Source organism: Acidimicrobiales bacterium (genome assembly GCA_040219085.1).
Taxonomy (GTDB): Bacteria; Actinomycetota; Acidimicrobiia; order Acidimicrobiales; family JAVJTC01; genus JAVJTC01.
On the sequence record JAVJTC010000017.1, the window covers coordinates 1 to 23,694 of the forward strand.

A 23,694-nucleotide genomic window follows, 5' to 3' on the forward strand; every position below is an offset into this window, starting at 1 on the left:
CGTGATGTGCACGACCGGGTCCGACACGCCGTACTCGAAGGACCACATCTCATCGGTGTCCCAGCCGACCATCGGATCGGCCAACGTGACGTTGTCCACCCGGACCGTGCCCGACCCGTCACGCAGCGCGACCTTGATCGACAGGCCAGCCCACGGCGTCGCGTCGAACATGTTCAGGCGCCACTCGCTGCAGTACGCGCAGCGGTGAACATCGACCTGAGTCTCCGCCGTGTACCCGTCCGCAGACGAATACACGTACGCCTTCACCTCGTTCTTCCTGTTACCCGTGAACTCCACGTCGAACAACACCGACGCGCCACCCGACGGGACCGCGATCGCAGAAGACTGGATCTTCGCCTCTGACAAGCGCACCATCGAATCCGCGCCCCGCGCCTCCACAGCCGGCGTCCCCTCCAGAGTCGCCCAACTTGTCAGGTCATTCGTCGCGAAGTCACCGTTGGACAACAGCGTCGTTGCGTCCGGGGGAACCATCTCCGAGTTCGCGTTCAGCTGCCCCAACGACACCGGCGCATCCTCGAAACCCGGGTTCGTCAACGTCGACAATCCCGGCGACGACGCCGGGTCCAGGCCGCCGTTGAACGGGAACGTCACCGGAGCGCCTGACGGCGACGGAGCCGGATTCGTCCCCTGCGCCAACGCCGGTACGACGTTCGGCGAACCGGCCCAGCGAGACACCGAATCGAACACCGGCGCAGTCACCACCACCTGCGCCGCTAGACCCAACACCACAGCGATCGAGATCCGGAGGATCCACGGACCCCACCAACGACGCGACATACCCGCCATGACACCGCCTCCTGCGCCCGTACCCGCCCCTACAGCAGCATCAGACCCCCGCACGCTAACCCCAGCACTCATACCCGCGCAAGAGATTCTCAGAGATACCTATCTAGGTCATCGGACCTAGATACGCAGCGCTAGGCCGCAGGGCGGGCGAGGCGCCCGAACCGCAGCGCCTCGCCCGACCCCGGGCTAGGGATCCGCTCCTACAACCCACTATCCGCCTCGGGACCGATCCGCTTACCGGCGGCACCCCCGCGTGCCGAATGACGACACCGTGGGCCCAGCCCCGTTAGCGTCTCGGGGATGTCCGACGTCGTGCGCTACGAGACCGAGGGCCGCGTGGCGGTCATCACCCTGGACCGACCCGAGGCCCGCAACGCCATCGACGGGCGCGTCGCCAGCGGCCTGGAAGCGGCCGTCGACCGCCTCGAGGCCGACCCCGACGTCTGGGTCGGCATCCTCGCCGCCGAGGGGCCGGTGTTCTGTGCCGGTGCCGACCTGAAAGCCATCTCGCAGGGCCGGATCGCCGAGCTGTCCACTCCCGGAGGCGGCTTCGCCGGCTTCGCCCGCAAGCCGCGCACCAAGCCCATCATCGCCGCGGTGCACGCCCTGGCCGTGGCCGGCGGGTTCGAACTCGTGCTGAGCTGCGACCTCGTGGTCGCCTCGCGATCCGCCGGATTCGCTCTGCCCGAGGTGAAGCGGGCGCTGATCGCCGGCGCCGGCGGACTCGTCCGACTCCCCCGCCGCCTCCCCCGCAACGTCGCCACCGAAATCGCCCTGACCGGTGACCCGATCACCGCCGAGCGTGCCCACGCGCTCGGTCTCGTCAACCGCCTGTGCGACGAGGGCGGCACCCTCGCGGCCGCGCACGAACTCGCCGCGGCGATCGTCGTCAACGCCCCCGTAGCGGTACGACTCTCGAAGCGGGTCATCGACTCAGCCGACGAACGCGCCGACGACGAGGGCTTCGCCACCTCCGGGCGGCTCCACGGCGAGCTCGAAGCGAGTGAGGATTTCAAAGAGGGCCCCCTGGCCTTCATCGAGAAGCGCCCACCGCGCTGGACCGGCCGCTGACGCCGGAATCCCTGCACCGTTGCGCCAGGGTGAGTAACGTTGCGCGGAATGCCTGCGGGCTGAACGAGGGAGCTCAACGATGAAGACTGCACGATTTGTGGCACTGACGGTGATGGCGGGGCTGTTTGCACTGCTGTGGGTCGCCCCTGCCGGCGCCCAGGACGAGTCGCCATTCTCACTGACCACCGACCCGGCGACGGTCCCCGAGGCGGGGACCTACGACGTCACCCTGACCGGCGAGGGTTTCACCGCCGATCAGATCTCCGCCTCGTTCTGTCCGGGGGCCGAAGGCGACATCGAGGCCATCACGCCCGAGAACTTCCTCAACCTGTGTGACCTCCCCTCGATCCAGGCCGACGACAACACCGACGGACTCGTCACGCTGACCTTCACCGGCGTCGAGATCCCCGAGGAGGGCCTCGTGTGGCTCGCCGGTGACATCGTCGGCCAGCAGGAGTTCGCCTCGGCGGTCATCACCGTCGGCGCGGATGACGGCGCTGCGGATGATGGAGCAGCCGACGACGGCGCTGCCGACGACGGTGCGGCGGATGACGGCGCCGCTGACGATGGGGCCGCCGACGACGGCGAAGATCTCCCCGAGACCGGGTCCGAGAGCAGCCTCATCGCCATCGTGGGCGTTGCGATCCTCGCAGCCGGCGTGATGATGGTCGGCTTCGGGCGGCGCCTCGGTCGCCTCTGACCCCACTCCCTGATCTGAACGACGGCCGGGTCTTCGGACCCGGCCGTTGCGCGTCCGCCTAGCCGCGCGGGATCTCGCTCCACGGGATGTCCCGGTCGACGCCCGGCTCCTTCGGCAGACCCAGTACCCGCTCGCCGAGGATGTTGCGCATGATCTCCGACGTGCCGCCCTCGATCGAGTTGGCCCGGGACCGCAGGAAACCGTGCGTGCCGAGATCGGAGCCGCCTGTCAGGTTCTCGGGTCTCGCCATCGGATAGCCCGGCTCGTGTACCGCGGCGTCGGCTCCGACCACGTCGAGGATGCAGTCGTAGATCTCCTGGTTCAGCTCGGCCGAGATCAACTTGCCGACCGAGCCCTCCGGCCCCGGAGTACCCGAACTCGCCGTTTCCGCCGCCCGATGATGCGTCAGGCGCAGAGCCTCCGCCCGAGCCCACAGGGACACCACACGGTCCCGCAGGACCGCACGGCGCTGCGGCGTCAGTGAGTCCCGTCGCTGCCGCCATGTGTCGACCAGCACGCCGATGGGGCCGGTGCCCCGTCGGCTCACGCCACCGCCGAGGGCGACCCGTTCGTTCATCAGCGTGGTCACGGCGACGGACCATCCCTGGCCACGATCGCCGAGACGGCTCGCGTCGGGGATCCTCACATCGGTGAGGAACACCTCGTTGAACTCGGCCTCACCGGTGATCTGGAACAGCGGCCGGACGTCGACGCCCGGCGCCGCCATGTCCAACAGGAAATAGGTGAGGCCCTTGTGCTTGGGCTGGTCGGGATCGCTGCGGGCGACCAACATCCCCCACCGTGCGACATGGGCGAGCGTGGTCCACACCTTCTGGCCGTTGACGACCCACTCGTCACCGTCGAGCACCGCCCGCGCCCCGAGCCCGGCCACATCGGAACCCGCCGACGGCTCCGAGAACAGCTGACACCAGATCTCCTCGCCCGTGAAGCACGGTCGGAACAGCGTCCGCTTCATCTCGTCGCTGCCGTAGGCGAGAACGGTGGGCATCCCCATCCCGATCCCGATCGCGTTCACCGAGATGTTCGAGTACGTCTTGGGCGCCTTCGCCAACTCGGCGTCAACCACCGTCTGGGCGCGGGGCTCGAGACCGAGACCACCGAGACCCTCGGGGAAGCTCACCACCGCGAGGCCCCTGTCGTACTGCTCGCCGCGGAAGGTCACCTGATCCACCTGGTCGGGTGGCACCTCCGCCAGCAGGTCCGCGACCATCCCGCGCAGTTGTTCGTCGTCGACGTCCCCCATGGCCCGCAAACCTACCGTCGTGCGACCACCCGAACCCGGTCGACGAACTGCCCAGCCGATCACCTAGCCTCGTCACGATGTCGAGGACCCCGCACACCTCCCGGTCACGTCTGGTCCTGCTCGCCGCGATCGTCACGATCGCTCTCGTGGCCGCTGCCTGCGGTGGCGGCGACGACGGGTCGCTGCCCGACGACTTCGACCTCGCAGCCGAAGGGCTCCCCGAGGCGTCCTCGGTGCCGGACCGGACGATCGACACGACCCCACTCGGCCCCTTCGACATCGGAGGGAACGTCAACGACGGCTTCGACCGCTGTGGTCTCTACAACCCGACCGAGCTGACTGAGCTCTTCGCAGGCGCATGGGAGCTGAGTGTCGTCCGTGGAGACGGGGCGGCCTGCGTCTGGAGGAACGTCGAAGGCGCCGACGTGCTCGAGTACCTGCGGGTCGCCGTGGTCGAGGCCCGGCCGAGCGAGATCGGCGGGTTCGACCCGACTCTCGGCGACGACGCATCGGACCTGAACACCGCCGTCGAGAGCGCCCTGGAGATCGGCGACGAGACGTTCGAGGTCCCCACCGGCACCTACGGCTCCGGCATCGCCTTCCGCAAGGGCGATGTGGCCGTGCAGGTCCACGCCATCTGGGGGGTCGACGACTTCGACGCGCAGGCCCGGATCGAGCGCCAGATCGAGTTCCGTGTGGCCGAGAACATCGCGTCGCGGCTCCCCTGACCGCGATGGACGAACAGTTCGCGATCTCGCCCAGGGATGTGTCCCGGGCCGCGGGCACGATCGCCGACGACGTCGTGGCGACGCCCACCCTGCCCTCCCGGACGCTCTCAGCGCTGACGGGCGCGGAGATCTTCGTGAAGTTCGAGAACCTCCAGTTCACGGCGTCGTTCAAGGACCGCGGCTCGGCGAACCGGCTCCACCACCTCGACCCCGATGAACGCCGGCGGGGCGTCATCGCCGTGTCCGCCGGGAACCACGCACAGGGCGTCGCCTACCACGCCGGACGGATGGGGGTTCCCGCGACGATCGTGATGCCCGAGTCGGCCCCGTACTCCAAGGTGGTCCAGACCCGACGCCTCGGCGCCGAGGTCCTCCAGCACGGCGCCACCTTCGCCGACGCCGCCGCCCACGCCCATTCGCTCATCGCCGAGCGGGGACTGGTCGAGATCCCCCCCTACGACGACCCCCTCGTCATGGCCGGCCAGGGAACCGTCGCGCTCGAGATGCTCGATGCCGTGCCCGACCTCGACGTGATCCTCGTGCCCGTCGGTGGCGGTGGACTCATCGCGGGGATGGCCACGGCTGTGGCCGGCTCCGGCTCCACGACCGAGGTCGTCGGCGTCCAGAGCGAGACCTACCCGTCGATGATCCGCGCCCTCGCCGGCGAGGAGTTCACCTCGTCATCGACCGGGACCATCGCCGACGGAATTGCCGTGAAGACCCCCGGCGCGCTGACGCTGCCCATCGTGGCGCGCCACGTCCACGACATGATCGCCGTGTCAGAAGAGGCCATCGAGGACGCGGTACGCCTGCTCATCGAGATCGAGAAGACCGTCGCCGAGGGTGCGGGCGCCATCGCGCTCGGCGCCGTCCTCGAGGACCGCTCGCGATTCGAAGGCCGTCGGGTCGGTCTCGTCCTGTCCGGCGGCAACATCGACACGCGCCTGCTCACGTCCGTGCTGATGCGGGGCCTCGGCCGGACGGGGCGGCTCACCCCGCTGCAGATCGACCTGGACGATCTCCCGGGGCGTCTCGCTGCGGTGGCCACCGTGATCGGTGACGCCGGAGCGAACATCGTGGAGGTGGAACACCGGCGGATGTTCGGGCCGCTGTCGGCACGGTCCACGACCCTCGACGTCGTCGTCGAGACTCGCGACGGGCACCACGCCGACGAGGTGGTCGAGAAACTCCGCGCCGCCGGGCTACCGGCCCGCCGACTCAGTCCTTGAGAGTCGGTCAGTCCTCGAGCGCCGTCTCAGTCCTCGAGACCCGACTCAGTCCTTGAGCGCCACCGCGTTCGGCGTGACGTTCATCTTCGGCTCGTAGGCCTCCGCCACGACCTCGGTCGCCTCGCCCGCCATCGACGCCCGCAGTTCCTCACGACATCCCGTGCAGGGACCCCAGTACTCCCCGGAAACGGTCGCCCCGCAGCGGGGGCACTCGAACGCGGCCAGGTCGATGGTGTCGCTCACCCTGTGGACACTACCGATCGACGGGTGCTCAGTCGGCGACGGGTGCCTTGTCCGCCAGTGCCCGCCTGAGATCCTCCGCGCTGTGGCGGCGGCGCGTGGACCCCGCCAGCGTGTAGTCGTCGGCGAAGTCTGCGCGGACCTCACCGTCGTCACCGGTGAGCCACGACATCGCGAGGCGGCGCGGGACCTTGACCGGACCGTCGCCCTCGGTCGTGCGCCCGACCATGTCCCAGACCGGACTCGTCACACCGAAGTTCCTCCGGGGCGTCGAGAAGTGGTGGCGGAAGTGGTTGCGCCACAGGACCCGGGTGACCGGGCCCGACGGTGGCCGGTGGTGCATGCGGTCGTGCAGCCACGTGTACCCGCAGTACCCGGCGGTGTAGCCGGTTGCGATCTTCGAGGCTCGACGGGTACCGGCGAAGGGGGCGGTGAGCGCCGCCACGAGAGCGAAGCCGGCACCCTTCCATCCGAGGGTCTCGGCATCGAGCGCGAGCGGATTCGTACGGTCGGGGTTCGCGTGGTGGTCGAGATGCTCCTCGGACAGCGGGTTCTTCCCGCCCTGGCCGTGCATGACCCAGCGGTGCACCGAGTACTCGGTCGCCGTCCACAGGACCCCGCCGGCGACGAGGCAGGCGAGGGTGCCCGTCCCCGCCGAGGGTGCCACGGTGCTTCGACCCATGCTTCGAGGTTACGCCCGCGGCTAGGTTCGCGCCGTGGCAGCGGACGCCGAGATCCTCGAGATCGCCGGACACGACGTCCGCATCTCCAATCCCGACAAGGTCTTCTTCAGCCGACGCGGGGAGACGAAACTCGACCTCGTCCGCTTCTACCTCGACCTCGGCGATGCGCTGATGTCCGCCGTGGGTGGCCGCCCCACGATGCTGCAGCGGTTCCCCGACGGAGCGGGCGGCAAGTCCTTCTACCAGAAGCGCGTCCCCGCGAACCCTCCCGAGTGGATGCAGACGACGACGGTCGCGACGGTGAACGGGACGACGTCGAACGCGCTGGTCCTCGCCGATCTCGCCCATGTGGCGTGGGCCGTGAACCTGGGGTGTCTCGGCTTCCACACCTGGCCCTACACAGTTGTCGACCCGGGCCACGCCGACGAACTGCGGATCGATCTCGACCCCCACGGCGGTGTCGCTTTCGGTGCGGTGCGGGACGCGGCGATGGAGGTCCGTGCGCTCCTCGACGAGGTCGGTGTCGTCGGGTGGCCGAAGACGACGGGGTCCAAGGGGATCCACGTGGTGATCCGGTTGCGGCCCCGCTGGACCTCCTACGAGGTCCGCTCGGCCGCTGTTGCCGTCGCCCGTGAACTCGAACGCCGACGCCCCGACCTGATCACCGCGGCGTGGTGGAAGGAGGAGCGCGGGAAGCGCGTGTTCGTCGACTTCAACCAGAACGCGCCGCACAAGACGGTCTTCGCGCCGTGGTCCGTGCGTGCGCGCGTCGGGGCACAGGTGTCGACGCCGCTGCGCTGGGACGAGGTCCCCGACGTGGACGCGGAGGAGTTGACGCTGCCCGTGGTGGCGGCGCTGTACGCCGAGCGGGGCGATCCGTGGGCGGGGATCGGCGATGGCCCGCAGTCGCTCGAGCCGCTGCTGGAGATGCACGAACGGGACCGGGCCGACGGGTTGATGGACGCCCCGTGGCCTCCCCAGTACCCCAAGATGCCCGACGAGCCGCCCCGGGTTGCGCCGTCTCGGGCGAAGACAGAGGAGTAGGGCGGCCGGTCCCTGTGACCGGTCCTGGAGGGCCCACAATCGCGCCCTGCCCGGCTCCGGCCTCCCCGATGCAGGGCCGACACCGACCCGGCTCGAGATAGTTCCGACTTCGGGTTGCGCAGTCGAACACCTGTTCGCTATAGTGATGCGACGTCGCCAACCCGGATACTTGGGTTGGCGGTCATCTTCCCCTTTCGACCCCTCAGGGTCCTCGAACCGGCCGGTCGCGAGTCGAAAGGAGCAGAGCCGTGTGCGTCGAAACCCCCGGTGACGTCTCGGACCTGTCCGATGGGGCGCTCGCCGACGTCGTCGACAGCTTCGAAACCGCCCGCCGCCGTGCTCTTGCAGTCGAAATGGACGTTCTGGCGGTCCGCCTGGGACGAATGGGTTCGGCCGTGCGTGCCGGCGACCTCGCCTCAGAACTCGTCGAACGCCAAGCCGTGTCACAACGCGACGCCCGGCGCCGCGAGAACGTCGCCACCCACTGGCACCAGATGGCCGCCACCGCAGCTGCGTTGCGTCACGGCGAGATCTCCTTCGACCACACCGTCGCCATGGCCCGCGCCGCCCAAGAACACCCCGAGCGCTTTCGCGTCGACGAGACCGAGTTGTTGAACGAGGCGACCCGACGCACCGCCGGAGGGTTCACGATCATCGTCGACCGGTGGGTCAAGGCCAACGACGCCGACGGCGGAGACGATCGTGCAGCCAGAGCCCGCCGGCGCGCCCGCGTGGACCGCTTCGACGCCGGACCGGACATGTTCGGCATGCGTATCGAGATGGCCGCCCTGGACGGTGCCCAGGTCTGGACCGCGATCCAGACCGAGGCCCGGCGCCTGTGGGCTGGCGACCACCCCCTCTTCGAAGAGACCGGCTTCGACCCGGGCGCCGACACGCCGTCCGCCGCCCGCTACCGCGCCGCCGCCACGTTCAACCTCATCTGCGGTAACCCCGCCACACGCACCGGCACCGGCACACAGCTCATCGTCACCGCCACAATCGACGACATCACCAACCGCGCCGGCGGTGAACTCCTCGACGGGACACAGATCAGCGGAGGACAACTCGAGATGCTGGCGTGCACCTCGCCGATCGCCGGTCTCGTCTTCGACGTACGCGGCGAAGTCCTCTGGCACGGCACCACCGTCAGACTCGCCACCCCCGCGCAACGTCGCGCCATCGCAGCCCGCGACAGACACTGCACCGTTGGCGCCTGCACCACGCCCGCCGACCAGTGCGAGATCCACCACCTCACCCCCTACGCCGCAGGCGGACCCACCGACATCGACAACATGGCCCTCACCTGCCGTCCCTGCCACCACGACAAGATCCACACCCGAGGCTGGACCCACACCGGCACGCCCGGCCACGACCTCACCTGGCACCCACCCGCCAACCACCCCAACCGGGCCCCACCCCACGCCGCCTGACACCCCCACCAGAGCCGATGCACCCCCCGGCGGTGCCACTCGGCCCGCAACCAACCCGGGTGGGTTCCACACCCCGTACCCACCCGCGCACCTTGACAACCGAATAGCCCACCCCGGCCGCACCCGTGCGACCGCGATCCCGGCGAGCCGAGCGGCTGACCTAGCGGAAGCTCGTGGCGAGGATCGAGAGCACCGCGATCCCGGCGAGCACCCGGTAGACGACGAACGGCGTGAACGACGACGTGCGCACGAGCTTCAGGGTCCCCCACACCGCGACCCACCCGGCGACGGCCGAGGTCACCATCCCCCAGATGAACCCGGCGCGGAGATCGGCCGGGATGCCGCCCGGACCACCGATGTCGATGAACTGGTAGAGCCCCGCGCCTGCGATGACGGGGAGGCTCATGAGGAAGGCGATCCGTGTCGCCGCCTCACGTTCGAAGCCGATGGCCCGGGCGACGGTGATCGTCACACCCGAGCGTGACACCCCCGGCTGCAGGGCGACGGCCTGACCGACGCCCATGGCGAGGGCGTCCCGCACCGAGAACTGTTCGATCGTGCGACGACCGAGGACCCGGTCGGCCGCGAACAGGACCAGTCCGAAGACGATCAGCATGACCGCGGTCAGCCAGATGCGGTCGTCGTTGGACTCGATCTGGGACTGGAGGCCGACACCGACGATCGCGGCAGGGACAGCGGACAGGACCAGCAGCCAGGCCTGGCGCCCCTGCTCGGTCCGGCGGCCGCGGAGCCAGTCGATTCCGCCGACGGTGAGGCCGGCCACATCGCGCCGGAAGTAGGCGAGCGCGCCCACGAGCGTGCCCATGTGCAGAGCCACGTCGAATGCGGTCTCGAGGCTCTTGTCGCCGCCGAAGTCGTCCCAGCCGAACAGCCACGGGACGAGTTGGAGGTGGCCGCTCGACGAGATCGGCAGGAACTCGGTGAGCCCCTGGACGATGCCGAGGACGATTGCGTGAAGAACCGGCACGAGGACTCAGTCTCCCCCGAGCGACACCCCGTCGATGACGATGGTGCAGGCACCGGTCCCGCTCGGCAACCAGGTGAGATCGGCACCCACCGCACGGATGTCGGTGAGCATCCGCTGGAGGCTCGAGGCGATCGTGGCCTCACGGACGGGCTCCGCCAGTTGGCCGTTCGTGATGCGCATGCCGTCCATGCCGACGGAGAAGTCGCCGCTCACGGGATTCACCCCGGAGTGGAGCCCCGCGAGCGTCTGCACGAAGATGCCGTCGTCCACAGCGGCGACCGGGTCTTCGTCATCGCCGGGGACCATCGCCAGACAGCGCGCCCCCACGCCGGGCGTGCCCTTCAGGCCCCGCACGGCCGACGCGGTCGGAACAGCGGCGAGGCGACGGGCGGTGTAGGCGTTGTGGAGGAAACCCTCGAGGACGCCGGCGGTCAGCAGCGGCGTGCGCCGGCAGGCGAGGCCCTCGCTGTCGACGTTCGAGGCACCGAGCGAGCGGACCTCGGTCGGATCCTCCACGAGGGTCAGTAGCGGTGACGCCACGAGATCACTGACTCTGTCGGCGAAGGGGGTCCGCCCCTTGAGGACACGCTCGCCCGAGAGCATGCCGCCCACGATCCCGAGGAACGTCGCCGCCAGGCGGGGTTCGAGCACGATCGTCGTGCGCTGCGATGCGGGCTTGCGGCCGTGGAGGATCCGGGTGGCCCGGTCGACCGCGACCGCGGCGGTGCCTGCGGGGTCGAGCCCGCCGGGGCCCCGGGCGGCCGAGGAGTGGTAGCCAACCGCGGTGTCATCGTCATCGTGCGCGATCGCCACTGCGCTGAGATACGCGGCAGTCGCGCTGTCAGCGACCCTCACCCCCGCAGTGGAGACGAGCGCAGCGGCCGACTGGGTGTCGGCGTACGCGACGGTTCGCGTGCGGCTGACCCGGGGGTCGGTGCCCACCACGAGCCGCTCGAGTTCGAAGGCGAGTTCCGCCTTCTGAGCGGGAGTCGTGGTGCGGACATCGTCGGAGACGAGGTCGTGGCCGGGGGCGACGACGCCGTCGGGCTCGGCCAGACCGGCATCGGGATCGGGCTCCGCGAACCGGCAGTTCTCGCGGGCGTCGGCCAGCACGGTCATCGCCTCGTCGACGTCGAGGGTCGAGGAATGGGAGAAGCCGGTCCGACCGTCGCGGATCACCCGGATGCCCACCCCCTGCGTGTCGGCATCGGTGAGCGACTCGATCTGCGCGCCGTGCACCTTGATCTCGGTGCCGCGCGAGCGGACCGCGTAGACCTCTACGGACTCACCGGGAAGCGCGGCCGAGATGGCGGCGTCCGCAATGGCCAGGAGCTCTTCGGTTCCGACCCGACCGCCTCCGGTCATGCCCCCGAGACCGTTACGCCGTCGACGACGAGGGAGACGCCGGCCGCGGACATCGGCAGCCAGTCGACATCGCCGCCCACCTCGATCACGTCGAGGAGCATGCGCTGCAGCGTGGACGCGATCGTGAACTCCCTCAGTGGTTCACCCAGCGAGCCGGACGAGATCCGCAGACCCTCGGCTCCGGTCGAGAAGTCTCCGCTGACCGGATTGACGCCGGAATGAAGACCGGAGACACCCTGCACGAGCACGCCGTCACTCACGTCGCTCACGAGTTCGGCCTGTTTGCGCATGCCCGGCACGAGCGACAACGCCATGCACCCGACGGCCGGGGTGCTCGAGAAGCCCCGGACGGCGTTGCCGGTGGAGGCCGTTCCGGTGCGGCGGGCCGTGTAGGAGTTGTGCACGAACCGCTGGAGGACACCGCCGTCGAACAGCACGTTGCGACGGGTTGCGAGCCCCTCCCCGTCGGCCCGGGTGGCAGTGAAGGCGTCGGGGTTCGTCGGGTCGTCGACGAGGGTGACACACGCGGCGGCCACCTCGTCTCCGAGCCGGTCGGCGAACAGTGAGCGTCCCTTGAGAACGGACTCGCCGGACAACGTGGAACCGACGATGGCCAGGAACTGGGCGGTGACGAACGGGTCGAAGACGATCGTCGTGCGGCCACTCGTCGGCTTCGTCGCGCCGAGCAGGCGGGTTGCCCGGTCGGCCGCGTCGGTGGCCGCCTTCGCGATGTCGAGGGCGGCGGGATCTCGTCCCACCGCGAAGCCGAAGCCGGTCTGCATCTCTTCGCCGTCTGCGGCGAGCGACGACGCGACGACGTAGCTGGAGGACTCGTGCGACGCCGTGCGGATACCCGACGTGGTCGCGATGGCAGCGACGGACTCGCCGTCGGCGTACTCCGCTGACTCGACGCCCACGATGCGGGTGTCGGCCGCCTTGACCGCCCGCTCCAATTCGAGGGCGAGTTCGATCTTGCGCTCGTTGGGGAAGGCGCTGACCGACGGGTCCCACGACTCGATCTCGGCGAAGGGGTGACCATCGGGCTCGGCCAGGGCAACGTGCTCGTCGACGGTGGCGAACCTGGCGTTGTCGCGGGCCTCGGCGAGCGCCTCGGCCACGGCGTCGGCGTCGAGGCTCCCGGCGTAGGCGAAACCCTGCCGATGGTCGACGATGACGCGCACACCGACTCCGGCGGAGGCCGATGACGTGTAGGACTCGACGTCGCCGTCGTAGGCGACCACCTCGGTGGCGGTCTCGTCGACAGCGACCGCCTCGACCTGCTCGCCGGGCAGAGCCCGGTCCACGATGCCGTCGACGACGGCGAGAAGCTCTTCGGCGTCCACGGTCAGCCGGCCGTGCCGCCGACGGTGAGCTCGGTCACCCTCAGCGTCGGGGTCCCGTCGCCGACGGGCACGCCCTGACCGTCCTTGCCACACGTTCCGGGGGAACCCATCTCGAAGTCGTTGCCGAGGGCGTCGATGTTCGTCAGGACCTTCGGGCCGTTGCCGATGAGATTGCCGTCCCGGATGGGGTCTGTGACCACACCGTCCTCGATCAGATACGCCTCCGTCATGCCGAAGACGAAGTCCCCGGTGGCCGTGTTGACCTGACCGCCGCCGAGCTGGGCCACGTAGACGCCCCGCTCGGTGTCGGCGATGATGGCATCCGGGTCGTCCTCACCGTTGGCGATGTAGGTGTTGGTCATCCGGACCATTGGCAGGTGCTGGTAGGACTCGCGGCGCCCGTTGCCTGAGCTGGCACGACCCGCCTTGCGGGAGCGCAGCCCGTCCCACATGTAGTCCACGAGACGACCCTCGGAGATGAGCACGTTGCGCTGCGCGGGTCGACCTTCGTCGTCGATCGCGAACGCGCCCCACTCGTGGGCCATGGAACCGTCGTCGATCAGCGTGATCATCGGAGAGGCGACGAGTTCGCCCACCCTGTCGCGGAACACCGAGGCGCCCTTGTTGACCAGGTCGGCCTCGAGACCGTGACCACAGGCCTCGTGGAACAGGACGCCTCCGCCGCCGCGGCCGATCACGACGGGCATCGTGCCGCTGGGCGCGGGCCGGGCGGCCAACTTGGTCAGCGCGCGATCGGCCGCCCGCCGGGCGACCTCGTCCACGTCGTGCTCGTCGAACAGTTCGAAGCCGACAGTGGCACCGAGCGTCTCGCGCCCGGTCTGCATGCCGGTGTCACCAACGGCCACGCACGAGACCGACATGAGGGTGCGCACCTGGTCATCCGATGCGAACACGCCGTCGCTGTTCGCCACGAGGATCCGGCGGCGGCTGTCCGCGTAGCGGGCGGCAACCTGGCTGATGGCCGAGCCGGCGGAGCGGGCGGCCTCGTCCGCACGGCGCAGTAGTTCGACCTTGCGTGACTTGTCGACGGACTCGGGCGCTATCCGCACGGGCTGGGGGGTCGTGTCGACCCGGCTGAGATCCGCGACCTTCGTTCCGGCACCGGCGGATCGGGCTGCCGCTGCGGCGGCCTTCGCCGCGCGTTCGAGACCCTCGGGAGTCAGGTCCGCGGTGTGGGCGAACCCCGTCGAGTCGCCGACGACCACACGGATTCCCGCGCCCCGGTCCCGGCCCGAGGACAGCTCCTCGACCTTTCCGTCGTCGAAAAGCGCGGAGGCGGCGCGCTTGTCCTCCGCGAAGACCTCGGCGAAGTCACCGCCGGAGCCGAGCGCGGTCGAAAGGGTCGCGGCGATGACGGACTCGTCGATCACGTGGTCGTCTCCTGGGGGTCGGGAACTGCCCTGGTGACCGTCGGGTCAACCGAGGACCAGCGTACCGATGAGCCCCGGCGCTACACGGGCCGACCCCGAAGGTCCGCTCCCACCTATCATCGCCGCGATGGGGGAACCTGCCGGCGGGCCACTTCTCGAGGTCCGCAACCTGACGGTGCGCTACGGCAAGGCCATTCGCGCACTCGACGACGTCGACCTGACCGTCGCCGAGGGCACCGCCACCACCGTGCTCGGTGCCAACGGCGCCGGCAAGACGACGCTTCTGAGAGCCATCACCGGCCTGCTGGGTTTCCACGACGGTGCCGTGGCCGGCGGATCGATCGCGCTGCGGGGTGAGCGCATCGACGGGGCGGATCCGGCACGGATCGTCCGCTCCGGAATCGCCCAGGTGATGGAGGGGCGCCGGGTCCTGGGGGACCTCACGATCGAGGAGAACCTGCTCGTCGGAGCGACCACCGCTCCCCGACGCGCGGACCTGCGTGCCCGGATCGCCGCCAGCTACGAGATGTTCCCGGTCCTGGGCGACCGGCGTGGCGATCAGGCCGGGCTGCTCTCGGGCGGCCAACAGCAGATGCTCGCCATGGCGCGGGCGCTCATGACAGAGCCGACCCTGTTGATCCTCGACGAACCCTCCCTCGGCCTCGCCCCCCTCATCGCCGAACAGATCCGTGACTCGATCATCGCCCTGCGCGACGCGGGCACGACCGTCCTGCTCGTCGAGCAGAACGCCGCGATGGCGCTCTCCATCGCCGACGAGGCGGTTGTCCTCCGCAACGGGCGGGTCGCGCTGGCGGGCCCCGCCGCCGAACTGGCGGGCAACTCGTCGGTCCACGACATGTACCTGGGGACCTCATGACGGGTCAGGCCCGCCCCTGTGCCTCCCTGACCCGCGGGCCGGACGCCGCGCAATGAGCTCCACCCCGGCCGAGGTGGAGCTCATCGACATCGATCTCGCCTTCGGCGGGCTCGCTGTGCTCACCGACGTCAGCTTCACCGTCGAGGCCGGCGCCATCGCCGCGGTCATCGGACCGAACGGTGCCGGGAAGACCTCGATCTTCAACTGCCTCAGTGGCATCTACCGGCCCGACGGCGGCCAGATCTTCGTCGACGGTGAGAAGCTCACCGGCCGCCGCCCGCCGGCGATCGCCGACCTCGGCGTCGCCCGGACGTTCCAGAATCTGGCCCTGTTCGACAACCTCGACGTGGTCGACAACCTCATGCTCGGTCGTCACCGCCACATCCGCACGGGGCTGCTGGCCGGTGCCGTCTGGATCGGGCGGGCGAAGTCCGAGGAACACCGACACCGTGCGTACTGCGACGAGATCGTCGAACTGCTCGAGCTCGGCGCAGTGGCCCGCGAGCCCGTGGGGGCGCTCCCCTACGGCACCCGCAAGCGCATCGAGATCGGACGCGCCCTCGCGATGGAACCGAGGGTCCTGCTGCTCGACGAGCCCGTTGCGGGAATGAACACCGACGAGACGGCCGAACTCCGCAACATCATCTCGGCCGTGCACCGTGAGCGACCCGTGACGATCATGGTCGTCGAACACGACATGGCGTTCGTGGGGGAACTCGCCGAGGAGATCATCGTTCTGGATCACGGCGAGGTCATCGCCAGCGGGGACCCGACCACGGTCCGTGCCGACCCCGAGGTCATCCGTGCCTATCTGGGAGGCGCCTGATGGACAAGTTCCTCCAACTGCTGGTCGGCGGCATCGCGCTCGGATCGATCTACGCGCTGGTGGCACTGGGATTCGTGGTCGTCTACACGGCGACGCGTACGTTCAACTTCTCCCAGGGCGGGATGGTGCTCATGGGCGCCTACCTGACCTATCAGTACGGCGACGACTGGGGCGCTCCGTTCGTCGTCGCCGTCCTCGCCGCCATGGCCACGATGGCCTTCGGCGCGGTCCTGATCGAACGGGTCGCGATCCGTCCGCTGGTCGGGCGGCCGCCGTTCGTCATCGTCCTCGTGACACTCGGTGTGCTGGTCGTCATCGAACAGGTCGTGCGATCGACCTGGACCCAACCGGCGCTCGTCATGACCACCCCGTGGGGGAACGACGCGTCGCGCTTCGGCGACGTGACCATCCGCCATGTCGACTTCTACACGGTCGGGGTCACGATCCTGCTGGTCGTCGGATTCGTGTGGTTCTACCGCCGCTCGCGCACCGGCCTCGCCATGCGGGCGGCCGCACTGGACCAGGAGGTCGCGGCGGCCAACGGCGTGAACCTCGGACGGGTGACCGGCCTCGCCTGGGCGATCGCAGCGATCCTCGGTGTCGTCGCCGGCGTCATGCTCACGAGCCGCGGCGGATCGGCCCTGTCCCCCGGTCTCGGCTTCATCGCACTGAGAGCGTTCCCCGCGATGATCCTTGGCGGCTTCGACTCCACCAGCGGCGCCGTCGCCGGCGGCCTCGTCATCGGCGTCGCCGAGGTCATGGCTCAGGGCTATCTCACCCAGGACTTCCTCGGCTCCGGTGTCGAGGAGGTCGTTCCCTACGTGCTGATGGTGATCGTGTTGCTGTGGCGGCCCACCGGGTTCTTCGGATCCCGGACGGTGACGCGGGTATGACAGACCCGGCCAGCACGCAGGCAGCCACGCGGGAGGCCCCCCGGCGCCTCGTCCCCTCCGGACGCGCCGTTGCCGTTTCGGTGGCTGTGGCCGTCGCGGCGCTCGTACCCGTGCTCGTCGAGAGCGACTTCTGGATGCTCGTGCTGGGAACCGCCGGCATCTTCGCCATCGGTGCGATCGGGCTGCACCTGCTGACGGGCATCACCGGTCAGGTCTCGCTCGGCCACGCGGCATTCGTGACGATCGGGGCCTACACGACCGCCTACCTGGGGGCCGAACGTGGTTGGCCGCTGCTCGCCTTCCTGGCCGCAGCGACCGTGTTCGGCGGCCTCGTCGGTCTGGTGGTCGGCCCGTTCGCGCTGAGATTCCGCGGCGACTACCTCGTCGTGGTCACCCTCGCCCTGATCTTCGTGACGACCTACGTGGTCGAGAACTGGGAGTCGGTGACGGGCGGGTTCAACGGGATCTCGGCGAACGACGCGTCCACCTCGATCGGACCGGTCGACTTCGCCGAACTCGAGGTGTTCGGAACGACCTTCACCCGGGCGGAGGGGCTGTACTACCTCGCGTGGCTCCTTGTCGGTCTCGTCGCCGTCATCGCCTACAACCTCGTGCGCACGAAACCGGGACGTGCGATGCAGGCCATCCGTGACCAGGAGATCGCCGCCTCCGTCACCGGTGTGAGCGTGGCGCGCTACAAGGTGGCGGCCTTCGCCATCTCGAGCGCGATGGCCGCGCTGGCGGGATCGGTGCAGGCCCTGTCGGCACGGTTTCTCAGCCCCAACGACGAGATCGGGGAACTCTTCCTGTCCATCCGTTTCGTCGCGATGATCGTCGTCGGCGGGATCGGCAGTCTCGGCGGTGCGATCGTGGGGGCGCTCCTCATCGGTCCCCTCCCCGAACTCGTCCGGGAGCTGGTCGGGGTCCTCGACTTCTCGGTACCCATCATCGACCGACCGCTCGTCACCGACACCCAGGCCGACGGCGGGATCTTCAGCTCCTCGTCGTTCGCGCAGCTTCTGTTCGGCGCGCTCCTCATCGTGACCCTCATCCGCTACCCGACCGGGATCGCCGGAGCGTTCAATGCGGCGCGACGCCGCATCGCCGTCAGTTCACGCGAACGGCGCGATGGGGGCCGCCCCGACACCGGAGATGGGCCACCCCCCGGCTAGCCTCTGCACCATCGGGCGCCGCCGAGGGACCGGGCGACGCGACGATGAGTTCCGATCCGGAGGGGGACCGTGACCATGACGTGGGCGACGACGAAGTTCCTGGCGATTCTCATGGCGGTGGCGATGGTCGCTGCAGCCTGCGGCGGGGGCGACTCCAGCGAAGGCGACGGATCCGCGTCGGGTGACGACGCAACGACCGACGGCGATTCCTCCAGCGACGGCGGCGACGACGGATCATCGGGCGACGGTTCGTCCGACTCCTCCGACGACGGAGGCGGCGAGCCCGCCGGACCCCCGGCCGAGACCAACGGCTTCGACGGCGAGACGATCAAGCTCGGCTACCTGATCGACCAGACAGCGAGCTTGTCCACGATCGGCGCAGGTCTGCTCGCCGGCGCCCAGGCCTACTGGGACTCCGTGAACGCAGCGGGCGGAGTCGCCGGCCAGTACCGCGTGGAACTGGTGCCGGGCGACACCCAGGACCAGGAGGGCGCCACGGTCCAGGAGTACCAGCGCATCAAGAACGACGTGGTCATGATCGCCGAGGTCCTGTCGACACCGCCCACGCAGGCGCTGCTCGAGTTCCTCGAGGAGGACAACATCCTCGCGACGCCCGGGTCGCTGAGCTACTCATGGACCGCCGAACCCCAGCTCGTACCCAACGGCACGCCCTACGAGTTCGAGATGATCAACCTCGCCGACTGGTACGTGAACGAGTCGGGACTCGCGCAGGCCGACGACGTGTACTGCGTCGTCCACTTCGACGACAAGTACGGTCAGGACACGGTCCGCGGCGTCGAGCACGCCGCCACCGAACTCGGTATCGACCTGGCCGTCACGACCACCATCAGCCGGGGCGCCACGAGCTTCACCGCGGCGATCTCCGAGCTCGAGGACTGCACGGTTGTCTTCGCGATCACCGTCGTGTTCGAACAACTCGGCCTGATGACCGAAGCCGATGCGCTCGGCTTCGATCCCGTGTGGCTCGGGGCGCTGCCGAGCTACCTGAACCTCTTCGCCATCTCGAACCCGGGCTTCTTCGAGAATTTCTACGTCGCGCTGGACACCCCCGGTTTCGACCGCACCGACGTCCCCGGCATGGCCGAGTTCCTCGACGTCTGGGCCGAGTACGGCAGCGGCAACCCGGACACGTTCCGCCTGTCGGGGTACTTCCAGACGATCTCGGTCCACGCCCTGCTGGAGAAGGCCGTCGAACTCGGCGATCTCTCCCGCGAGGGTATGGCCGAGGCGCTCGCCCAACTCGGCGAGGTCGATGTCATGGGTCTGGCCGACAACTACGTCTACGGCACGCCCGAGAACCGGGTGCCGGCTTCCGCGAGCCGGATCTCGGTGTTCGACCAGGCATCACCACCGAACTTCCTGCGGGAACTGGCCATCGTGGACTCGCCGCTCACGGAGACGTTCTCACCCTCGTGATCCCGGCGGCGGGGCGAGGGCAACCCCTCGCCGTGGCTGTCCGGCGACCGGCGATGAGGACGACCGGCGCCAAGGCCGTGACGACCGGCGACAGAGCCGTGACGACCGGCGACAAGGAGGACCGGCGATAAGGTAGGGCCCTGCCGCGAACGGGTTCCATGACCCGCGCGACCCGTCAGGCCCCCATCCGTCCCGGCGAGGCGTTTGTGAACACCAAGCGATTCCTCGGTCTCGTCCTGCGTATCGGCAGCAGCGTGGCTCTGCTCATCTTTCTGTTCGCGCGCCTCGACAACGTCAGCCTGTCGGAGATCCTGCCCGACTGGGACGCCGGCACGCCGTTCTGGCTACTCGGGGCGCTGTCACTGACCATGGCGTCGTTCGTCCTCGCGTCGATGCGATGGATGCGGGTCCTCAGGGCGCTGGGACTGCGCGAGACGACGCCCCGGCTCTTCTCGCACTACATGGCGGGCCAGTTCGTCTCCAACTTCGTCCCGACGACCGTGGGCGGAGACGTTCTTCGGATCAGCCGGCTCACCCGGGACACGGGCAACGGTCCGGCCAGTTTCACCTCGGTCGTGTTCGAACGGCTCTCCGGCTGGTTGGTCCTGCCGGTCTTCACGTTCGCAGGGCTGCTGGTCAACTCCGGTCTGCGTGACCTGGGCGCGGCCACCCGGGTGGCCGCGATCCTTGCGGCCCTGACCATCAGCGCCCTGACGATCATCATTCTCGCCGTCGGCAATCCGATCACCGGGCGCTTCCTCACGCGGTTCTCGGGGTGGGCCCGCTTCGCCCAGGCGCTGCACATCGGCCTCGACGCGTTCCGCCGCAATCCGGGCGAGGCCTACCGCCTCGTCGGGGTGTCCTTCGCGTACCAGGGCGTCCTGCTGCTCGCCGCGTTCCTGGCGGCGCGCGCGATCGGCATCGACGAGGTGGGCATCACCGCACTCATGGCCTTCTACCCGGCGGTGCTGATCATCCAGGTGCTCCCCCTCGGCCTGGGCGGCCTCGGGATCCGTGAGACGGCGATGGTCTTCTTCCTGAGCCGACTCGACGTGCCTGACGAACGGGCGATCGGCTTCGGACTGCTGCTCGGGGTGCTGATCTTCGTGTGCAGCATCGTCGGCTTCCCCGCGCTGATCCTCGGCGGCCGACCGAGGGATCGACGCCTGACCGACCTCATCGACGACGGCCCACTCGCCCACCTCGCCGGAGCCAACGGCCGCGGCAACGGTGGGCCGACCGCACCCGGGAAAGCCGACGACGACCAGAGCCCCTCCGAGGACGGCGACGCCGACAGCACGGGCGGCCGCTGATGGCGCGCCAGGTGGGCACGGTCGCCGGTGCCGTCGCCCTGGCACGCGAACACCAGCCACTGCGGGACCGACTCCGCCTGCGGTGGTGGCGCGAACTGCTCATCATCGGCACCTTCTACGCCGTCTACTCGTTCATCCGCAACCAGTTCGGCTCAGCGGCGGTCGACTGGACCGTCGCCTACGAGAACGCCCGGGCGATCATCGACGTGGAGCGGGCCATCGGCCTGTACCACGAGGCCCGCATCCAGAGTTGGTTCCTAGGCTGGGACGGATTCCTACGGTTCTGGAACGTCTTCTACGGACTGTTCCACTTCGCCGTGACCGCGCTCGTGTTGATCTTCCTGTACACCCGCGATCCGGTCGCCTACCCGAGGTGGCGCACGATCGGACTCGTGACCACGGCCATGGCGCTCATCGGTTTCGCACTGTTCCCCCTCATGCCGCCGCGCCTGCTGCCCGACTGCGGTCTCTACGGCGCCTGCCTCCAAGGCACGGGTTTCGTGGACACCGTCACCGACATCGGTGGGATCTGGTCATTCGACAGCGGTGCGGGCGAGAAGCTCTCCAACCAGTACGCCGCCATGCCGAGCATGCACTTCGGATGGGCCGCGTGGTCGTTCCTTGCGCTGTACCCGAGGCTCGAGCGACCGGTGGCCAAGGCGGCGATCGCGATCTACCCGTGGCTGACCATGTTCGCGATCATCGTGACCGCCAACCACTACTGGATCGACGCCCTCGGCGGAGCGATCGCGCTGGGGATCGGCTGGGTTGTCGGCTCGGCGATCCACCGGGACCGGGCGGTACTTCGCCGCTAGGTCCCGTTGCTCCGACCCGCCTCCTCGCGGCGATCGACCTCCTCGATCGATGCAGCGAGCCGCTTCAGCAGGGAGGCGAGATCACTGCGCTCGGTGACGTCGAAGGGATCGAGGATCTCCTCGATCCAGCTCCGCCATGCCGTCGTCATCCGACCGAGCACCACCCGGCCAGCGTCGGTCAGCTCGTGCAGGAGGGCTCGGCCGTCAGCGGGGTCGGGCGAGCGCCGGACCATTCCCCCCGCGATCAGCGGTGACACCTGCCGGCTCGCGGTCGACGTGTCGATCCCGATCACGTCGGCCACGACCGAGAGCCGGACCGGCTCGTGCTCGGAGATCCTCAGCAACAAGGTCCAGCTGCTGCGATCGAACTCGACGCCCGCGCGCTCGTTGAGCCTGCGGACCACCCGAGGGTCACTCGCCCGGCGGGCGATGCGCACGAGGAAGGCCTCGATCGTCTCCTCGGGAATGGTCGTCTCCGAATCCGCCACGTTGCCGTGCCCCTCCTCGCGCTACACTCAGGCCAGATGATTGTAGCCTACAACTATTTGAGGTTCCCGAACGCGGATTCCCAGCAGCTCACGGTGGCGCCGTGAGACGCTCCGTGCCCTATCGGTGGGTCGCCATGAGCGTGGTGCTCATCGGCTCGTTCATGGTCATCCTCGACATCACGATCGTGAACCTCGCTCTTCCAGCGGTGAGGGACGACCTCGGTGGCTCGCTGAACGTGGAGTGGATCGTCACCTCCTATGCGGTGGCCGTCGGGGTGACACAGACCACGAGCGGCTGGGTGGGCGATCGCTACGGGCGGCGCTCGGCGTTCATCGCGGCGCTCGGGGCGTTCACGATCGGTTCGGCGCTGTGTGCGGTGGCCCCGTCCATCGAGATGCTCATCGCCGCACGAGTCGTGCAGGGTGTCGGCGGTGGACTTCTCATGCCGATCGCCATGGCGATGGTCTACGAACTGTTCGAACCCGAGGAGCGCGGTACTGCGATGGGCATCCTCGGCATCGCCGTCATGGCCGCGCCTGCGATCGGACCTGTCCTGGGCGGCGCGGTGGTCTCGTCGGTCGGATGGCGATGGGTGTTCCTCATCAACGTCCCGGTCGGGCTGATCGGTGTCCCACTCGCGATCCGGTTGCTCCGTGAGACGGGCTTCCGCGAACACCGACCCTTCGACGCGCGCGGGCTCGGTTTCGTGACGATCGGCCTGGCCGCCCTGCTCATCGGATTCCAGGAAGGGGGCCAGTGGGGTTGGGGCTCGACCACGACGATGGCGGTCCTCGCAATTGCCACCGGCGCTCTGGTCATCTTCGTGCTGCACTCGATGCACAGCCCCGCGCCACTGGTCGAGATCCGCCTCTTCGCGAACCCGATCTTCGCCATCGCGATGGGAGTGACCGCTCTCGCCGTCGTCGGGCAATTCGGGCGACTCGTCTACATTCCTCTCCAGCTCGGCACCACCCGCGACATCGACGCGCTGCACATCGGCCTCGTGATGATGCCCTCGGCACTCGGGATGGCGATGATGTTGCCCGTGGGCGGGCGCCTCGCCGACCGCATCGGGAGTCGGGTCCCGTTCACGGTGGGGATCGCCATCCTCGCCGCGTCGTTCTGGCCCCTCAGCCCTCTCTCCGTCGACACGCCGCTGGTCACCATCGCCGGTCTTCTCTTCGTGGGAGGGTTGGGCGCTGGGCTCGCCCTGATGACGCCCGTCGTCATTGCGATGAACTCCGTGCGCGCGTCCCAGGTCGCCCAGGCCTCGGGGCTGTCGTCGGCCGCCCGGCAGGTCAGCGCGGGACTCGGCACGGCCATCCTCGCCGCGGTCTTCGCTGCGAGTGTCCCCGATGGCGAGGACCTGAGCGACCCGCTCGTCGTCGATGACGCCATCGCCGCATACAACGGCGTGTTCCGTGTCGCCATGGTGATCCTCGCCGTCGGCTTCGTGGCCGGGTTCGCTCTGCCGGGGCGGCGACGAACACATGAGCTACAGGCCGAGCGCCGCGCCGAGTCCACCCACGAGCATCACGCTCTGCTGGCAGACTGATCCGGACCAGACCATGCCGGTCGTGCCCGCCACG

At 69.2% G+C, this 23,694-nt stretch carries 23 protein-coding genes; 14 read left to right on the forward strand and 9 right to left on the reverse strand.

Going from position 1 to position 23,694, the window contains the following annotated elements; translation table 11 throughout:
• Nucleotides 1-612, reverse strand: a 612-nt coding sequence (locus RIE08_06590) for a hypothetical protein (GenBank protein ID MEQ8717261.1), incomplete at its 3' end; no start/stop codon positions are given.
• A gap of 495 nt (nt 613-1,107) precedes the next feature.
• On the opposite strand from RIE08_06590, the gene RIE08_06595 reads away from it, so the two are divergent.
• Nucleotides 1,108-1,878 carry a crotonase/enoyl-CoA hydratase family protein gene (locus RIE08_06595; protein MEQ8717262.1) on the forward strand — a complete coding sequence of 257 codons (771 nt, stop codon included), beginning with the start codon at nt 1,108-1,110 and terminating at the stop codon, nt 1,876-1,878.
• A 79-nt stretch (nt 1,879-1,957) separates the two neighbouring features.
• Nucleotides 1,958-2,578: an LPXTG cell wall anchor domain-containing protein gene (locus RIE08_06600; protein MEQ8717263.1), complete on the forward strand. Its 621-nt coding sequence runs from the start codon at nt 1,958-1,960 to the stop codon at nt 2,576-2,578.
• Nucleotides 2,579-2,636: 58 nt separating this feature from the next.
• Here the strand turns inward: RIE08_06600 and RIE08_06605 are convergent, their stop codons facing one another.
• On the reverse strand, nt 2,637-3,842 hold the full coding sequence (locus RIE08_06605; protein ID MEQ8717264.1) for an acyl-CoA dehydrogenase family protein: 1,206 nt from the start codon (nt 3,840-3,842) through the stop codon (nt 2,637-2,639).
• Nucleotides 3,843-3,919: 77 nt separating this feature from the next.
• On the opposite strand from RIE08_06605, the gene RIE08_06610 reads away from it, so the two are divergent.
• Both RIE08_06610 and RIE08_06615 read left to right on the forward strand, forming a co-directional pair.
• A complete protein-coding gene (locus RIE08_06610) occupies nt 3,920-4,570 on the forward strand; it encodes a hypothetical protein (protein ID MEQ8717265.1) in 651 nt (216 codons plus the stop codon).
• Nucleotides 4,571-4,575: 5 nt separating this feature from the next.
• A complete protein-coding gene (locus RIE08_06615) occupies nt 4,576-5,799 on the forward strand; it encodes a threonine ammonia-lyase (protein ID MEQ8717266.1) in 1,224 nt (407 codons plus the stop codon).
• Between the two features lie 45 nt (nt 5,800-5,844).
• Here RIE08_06615 and RIE08_06620 read toward each other — a convergent pair whose 3' ends face one another.
• Together RIE08_06620 and RIE08_06625 are read right to left on the reverse strand one after the other, a co-directional pair.
• Entirely contained in the window at nt 5,845-6,042 is a 198-nt protein-coding gene (locus tag RIE08_06620; GenBank protein MEQ8717267.1) for a hypothetical protein, read from the reverse strand.
• A 28-nt stretch (nt 6,043-6,070) separates the two neighbouring features.
• On the reverse strand, nt 6,071-6,721 hold the full coding sequence (locus RIE08_06625; GenBank protein ID MEQ8717268.1) for a sterol desaturase family protein: 651 nt from the start codon (nt 6,719-6,721) through the stop codon (nt 6,071-6,073).
• A 34-nt stretch (nt 6,722-6,755) separates the two neighbouring features.
• On the opposite strand from RIE08_06625, the gene ligD reads away from it, so the two are divergent.
• Both ligD and RIE08_06635 read left to right on the forward strand, forming a co-directional pair.
• Entirely contained in the window at nt 6,756-7,766 is a 1,011-nt protein-coding gene (gene ligD / locus RIE08_06630; GenBank protein MEQ8717269.1) for a non-homologous end-joining DNA ligase, read from the forward strand.
• A gap of 248 nt (nt 7,767-8,014) precedes the next feature.
• On the forward strand, nt 8,015-9,196 hold the full coding sequence (locus tag RIE08_06635) for a DUF222 domain-containing protein (GenBank protein ID MEQ8717270.1): 1,182 nt from the start codon (nt 8,015-8,017) through the stop codon (nt 9,194-9,196).
• Between the two features lie 160 nt (nt 9,197-9,356).
• Here RIE08_06635 and RIE08_06640 read toward each other — a convergent pair whose 3' ends face one another.
• From RIE08_06640 to RIE08_06655, 4 genes are read right to left on the reverse strand one after another with little or no spacing between them, the layout of a single operon-like run.
• A complete protein-coding gene (locus RIE08_06640; GenBank protein MEQ8717271.1) occupies nt 9,357-10,184 on the reverse strand; it encodes an undecaprenyl-diphosphate phosphatase in 828 nt (275 codons plus the stop codon).
• Nucleotides 10,185-10,190: 6 nt separating this feature from the next.
• Nucleotides 10,191-11,549 carry a TldD/PmbA family protein gene (locus tag RIE08_06645; protein ID MEQ8717272.1) on the reverse strand — a complete coding sequence of 453 codons (1,359 nt, stop codon included), beginning with the start codon at nt 11,547-11,549 and terminating at the stop codon, nt 10,191-10,193.
• Nucleotides 11,546-12,892 carry a TldD/PmbA family protein gene (locus tag RIE08_06650; protein MEQ8717273.1) on the reverse strand — a complete coding sequence of 449 codons (1,347 nt, stop codon included), beginning with the start codon at nt 12,890-12,892 and terminating at the stop codon, nt 11,546-11,548. Before RIE08_06650 ends, RIE08_06645 begins: the two co-directional genes overlap by 4 nt.
• A gap of 2 nt (nt 12,893-12,894) precedes the next feature.
• Nucleotides 12,895-14,283 carry a TldD/PmbA family protein gene (locus RIE08_06655; GenBank protein MEQ8717274.1) on the reverse strand — a complete coding sequence of 463 codons (1,389 nt, stop codon included), beginning with the start codon at nt 14,281-14,283 and terminating at the stop codon, nt 12,895-12,897.
• A 127-nt stretch (nt 14,284-14,410) separates the two neighbouring features.
• Here RIE08_06655 and RIE08_06660 point away from each other — a divergent pair, with 127 nt between their 5' ends.
• The 7 genes from RIE08_06660 (at nt 14,411) to RIE08_06690 (ending at nt 21,616) form a co-directional block, all read left to right on the forward strand.
• Nucleotides 14,411-15,160, forward strand: coding sequence for an ABC transporter ATP-binding protein (locus RIE08_06660; GenBank protein ID MEQ8717275.1), 750 nt, complete (start codon nt 14,411-14,413; stop codon nt 15,158-15,160).
• Nucleotides 15,161-15,212: 52 nt separating this feature from the next.
• Nucleotides 15,213-15,986, forward strand: a complete 774-nt coding sequence (locus tag RIE08_06665; protein ID MEQ8717276.1) for an ABC transporter ATP-binding protein — start codon at nt 15,213-15,215, stop codon at nt 15,984-15,986.
• Nucleotides 15,986-16,879: a branched-chain amino acid ABC transporter permease gene (locus RIE08_06670; GenBank protein ID MEQ8717277.1), complete on the forward strand. Its 894-nt coding sequence runs from the start codon at nt 15,986-15,988 to the stop codon at nt 16,877-16,879. Before RIE08_06665 ends, RIE08_06670 begins: the two co-directional genes overlap by 1 nt.
• Nucleotides 16,876-18,051, forward strand: coding sequence for a branched-chain amino acid ABC transporter permease (locus RIE08_06675; protein ID MEQ8717278.1), 1,176 nt, complete (start codon nt 16,876-16,878; stop codon nt 18,049-18,051). The genes RIE08_06670 and RIE08_06675 overlap by 4 nt, the downstream gene beginning before the upstream one ends.
• Nucleotides 18,052-18,126: 75 nt before the next feature.
• The gene (locus tag RIE08_06680) at nt 18,127-19,488 is read left to right on the forward strand and encodes an ABC transporter substrate-binding protein (protein MEQ8717279.1); all 1,362 of its coding nucleotides are present in this window, start codon (nt 18,127-18,129) and stop codon (nt 19,486-19,488) included.
• 206 nt (nt 19,489-19,694) lie between these two features.
• Complete coding sequence (locus RIE08_06685) at nt 19,695-20,801, forward strand: lysylphosphatidylglycerol synthase transmembrane domain-containing protein (GenBank protein MEQ8717280.1); 1,107 nt, start codon at nt 19,695-19,697, stop codon at nt 20,799-20,801.
• Nucleotides 20,801-21,616, forward strand: coding sequence for a phosphatase PAP2 family protein (locus tag RIE08_06690; protein ID MEQ8717281.1), 816 nt, complete (start codon nt 20,801-20,803; stop codon nt 21,614-21,616). Before RIE08_06685 ends, RIE08_06690 begins: the two co-directional genes overlap by 1 nt.
• On the opposite strand, the gene RIE08_06695 is transcribed toward RIE08_06690, so the two are convergent.
• Entirely contained in the window at nt 21,613-22,104 is a 492-nt protein-coding gene (locus RIE08_06695) for a MarR family winged helix-turn-helix transcriptional regulator (GenBank protein MEQ8717282.1), read from the reverse strand. The two genes, RIE08_06690 and RIE08_06695, sit on opposite strands and share 4 nt — an antisense overlap.
• Nucleotides 22,105-22,205: 101 nt before the next feature.
• On the opposite strand from RIE08_06695, the gene RIE08_06700 reads away from it, so the two are divergent.
• Nucleotides 22,206-23,660, forward strand: coding sequence for a DHA2 family efflux MFS transporter permease subunit (locus tag RIE08_06700; GenBank protein MEQ8717283.1), 1,455 nt, complete (start codon nt 22,206-22,208; stop codon nt 23,658-23,660).
• Nucleotides 23,661-23,694: the final 34 nt, after the last annotated feature.